Here is a 3,078-nt window from a genome sequence, read left to right as displayed (position 1 = left end):
ATGCAGCATCTGGACTTCCTTGTTGTCCGCAGCCGAGGCCGCGGATGGCAGGCCCAGCGCGCCGGCTGCCATCACCCCCGCCATCAATATTGCCCGAATTTTCATGTTACCCTTCCTCTCTACGTTTCCTCCGCCGGGGAACGGTCCGGCCACCGATTTCAGAAGCGGCTTGGCTCCCGATTGTTTGGGTTAAGCTCCAAGCGGGAGCCACCAGGTCGTTCGAGGTCCTGTGTGGACGTGGAACGTCTTTTCCTCTGTGTAGTCCTTCACGGCGTTGCGCCCGAGTTCGCGGCCGATTCGCGACTGGCGATAGCCGCCGAAAGGAAGTTCGGGCGTCCCGTCCATGAAGGTGTTGACCCAGACGGTGCCGGCCCGGACGCCTCGACCCACGCCGATGGCGGTGTCCACGTCGCGGCTCCAGACGCCGGCCGAGAGGCCGTAGTCGGTGGCGTTCGCAAGGCTGATAGCTTGCTCGAGAGTTTCGAAGGTCAGGGCCACCACGACTGGGCCAAAGACCTCGGCCCGTGCGATATCCATGGCCGTCGTGACCTTGTCGACGATTGTCGGCGCCATGAAGAGACCGTTCGATTCCAGTCGGCTTCCGCCGGTTCGAACCTTCGCGCCCCCCTGTTCGGCGGCCCTGACGTGGGCTTCGATCTTGCCGAGATGGTCGGCGGTGATAATGGCTCCGACGCGCGTCTCTGGATCGAGAGGGTCACCGACCTTGACCAACTTCGAACGCTCCGCGAGACCGGAGAGGAACGCCTCGGCGATGTCGACATGGAGGAGCAGGCGCGATCCGGCGTTGCAGCACTCGCCGGCGTTGAAGTTTGCGCCGAAGATCGCGGCGTCGAGCGCGGCGTCCATGTCGGCGTCCGGAAAGATCAGTTGCGGGTTTTTGCCGCCGAGCTCCATCGACACCTTCTTGAGGGTCGCCGCACCGGCGGCGACGGCGGCGCGGCCGACCCCGGTCGAGCCTGTGAAAGAGATCATGTCCACCTGCGGGTCGGACGTCATCGGCGCGCCGACATCGGGGCCGTAGCCGGTCACGATGTTGCACGCGCCTTCCGGCAGCCCCGCCTCGGCGAGCAGCGCGCCGAGATGGAGCGTCGACGCGGATGTCATCTCGCTCGGCTTCACCACGCAGGTGCAGCCTGCGGCGAGCGCGAAAGGCAGTTTCTGCGAGACGATCAAGAGCGGGAAGTTCCAGGGTGTGATGATCGACACCACGCCGATCGGCTCCCTCAGCACGAAGCCGAGCCGGTCTGACCCCAGATTCGCATAACTCTCGCCGGACAGTTCGCGAGCCAGGGACGCCGCATACCGCCAGATATCGGCTGCGCCTTGGATCTCGCCCAGCGCCTGCGCGATCGGCTTGCCGCATTCGAGCGTGTCCATAAGCGCAAGCGCCTCGCGGTCGCGATCGATCAGGTCGGCGACCTTCAAGAGCACACGCGCGCGATTGGAGGCGGTCTCATGCGGCCACCGGCCCTTGTCGAAGGCGGTGCGCGCGGCCGAGATCGCGGCGCGAGCATCCTCCGCTCGCCCGCGCGGCACGCGGGTCACGACGACGCCATGGGCCGGGCTCAGCCGTTCGATCGTCTCGCCGCCGCCTTTGACCTCGTGGCCGCCGATCCACATTGTGCGGTCTCGGGAAAAACGCGTCAGCGCTTCGTTCAGCTTGGTCGTGTCGAGCGTGATCGGGGTTTGTGCGGTCATCGGGCCCTCCTAGCGGCCGGCGAATGTGGGCGAGCGCTTGCCGCGGAACGCGGCGACGCCCTCGGCGAGATCTTCGGTGTAGGCGGTGAGAGCGCCGGCCAGGCCTTCGATCGGCGCGTCGCGATCCTCGCCTTCGGCGGCGTTGATCATCGCCTTGACCATCTGAACCGCAAGCGGACCACGCTTCGCGACATCGGCCGCGAGCGCCTCGGCGCGGACGACGCCCTCGCCCTTCGCCGTCACCTCGTCGACGAGGCCGAGCGACAGGGCCGCTTCGGCTGGAAACATTGCGCCGGTCAGAGCCATCCGCCGCACGACCGATGCGCCGAAGCGGCGCACGAGCCGTTGCGTCCCGGACCAGCCGGGCGCCATTCCGAGGCCCGACTCGGGCAAGCCGAGCTTGATCCCGCTCTCTGCGATGCGGATGTCGGCGACCGCCGCCAGTTCGAGGCCGCCGCCGAAGGCGTGCCCGGTCAGCGCCGCGATCAGCGGGACGCGCAGCCGCGCCAGCGCCTCGAACGCGCGGTGTCCGGCCCGCGTCCAGTCTCGCCACATCTCGAGCGGCGGCAGGCCACCCCATGCCGCGATGTCGCCGCCGGCGCAGAACGCCTTGCCCTCTCCCGAGAGGATCGCGACCCGCGCCTCTGGCGAAGCGTCTATGGCGCGGGCCGCCTCCGCCAGCGCGTCGATCATCGCCCGGTCGAGCGCGTTCAGCTTGTCGGCGCGCTTTAGCGTCAGGCGGGCGAGCGGCCCCTCGAAGGCGAGTTGGACGAAACCGCTCACGAGAGCATCTCCTCGGCCGAACGAAGCTGAAGGTTGATCGGCGCGGCGTGGAACAAGGCCGCGTCCATCGGACGGACGTCCTTGGCGACCCGCAGCGGAAATTCGGCCTGAGCGAGAATGTCGCGCTCGAGATCAACGTCCGGCGCGATCTCGGTAACCGTCACGCCATCCTTCTCGAGCCGCATCACGCAACGTTCGGTGACGTAGACGATGTCCTGCCCTTGAGCGACTGCCCGCGGGCCCGAGAAAGAAATCTGCTCGACCGCTTCGACGAGCTTCTTGACCTTGCCTTCCTTGGCGATCTTGACCGCGCCGTCGTGGACTTCGAGCTTCGCGCCTGCGGTGAAATAGCCGGAGAACACGATCTTCTTCGCTCGCGCGGTGATGTCGACGAACCCGCCCACGCCTGCCGTCACGTGCGGGCGCACCCCAAGCTTGGACACGTTGACCGAGCCAAAGCGATCGATCTGCAGGAACGACAGCATCGACATGTCGAAGCCCGCGCCCTGGAAATACGTGAACTGAGCAGGCGATTGCACGATCGCCTCGGCGTTGGACGCGCAGCCGAACTGAAAG

The 3,078-nt window shown here is 66.9% G+C and carries 2 protein-coding genes and 1 pseudogene; all 3 read right to left on the bottom strand.

Going from position 1 to position 3,078, the window contains the following annotated elements; genetic code table 11:
• Nucleotides 1-189 precede the first annotated feature (189 nt).
• A complete protein-coding gene (locus ACLP25_RS25740) occupies nucleotides 190-1,641 on the bottom strand; it encodes an aldehyde dehydrogenase family protein (protein WP_442471956.1) in 1,452 nt (483 codons plus the stop codon).
• Between the two features lie 87 nt (nucleotides 1,642-1,728).
• Nucleotides 1,729-2,502 (bottom strand): enoyl-CoA hydratase/isomerase family protein, encoded by a 774-nt coding sequence (locus tag ACLP25_RS25735; RefSeq protein WP_442471955.1) that lies wholly within the window; start codon nucleotides 2,500-2,502, stop codon nucleotides 1,729-1,731.
• Nucleotides 2,499-3,078 (bottom strand): annotated as a pseudogene (locus tag ACLP25_RS25730) (acyl CoA:acetate/3-ketoacid CoA transferase); the annotation flags it as partial. The gene ACLP25_RS25735 and the pseudogene ACLP25_RS25730, both read right to left, overlap by 4 nt.

The organism is Roseiarcus sp. (genome assembly GCF_052145395.1).
Lineage (GTDB): Bacteria > Pseudomonadota > Alphaproteobacteria > Rhizobiales > Beijerinckiaceae > Roseiarcus.
The sequence above is the reverse complement of the archived record's forward strand: the minus strand, read 5'-3'. Positions and strand labels throughout refer to the sequence as shown.

Coding starts and splice junctions, on each gene's coding strand:
- ACLP25_RS25740 (WP_442471956.1), bottom strand. CDS start 1,641: ATGTGGATCGGCGGCCACGAGGTCAAAGGCGGCGGCGAGACGATCGAA.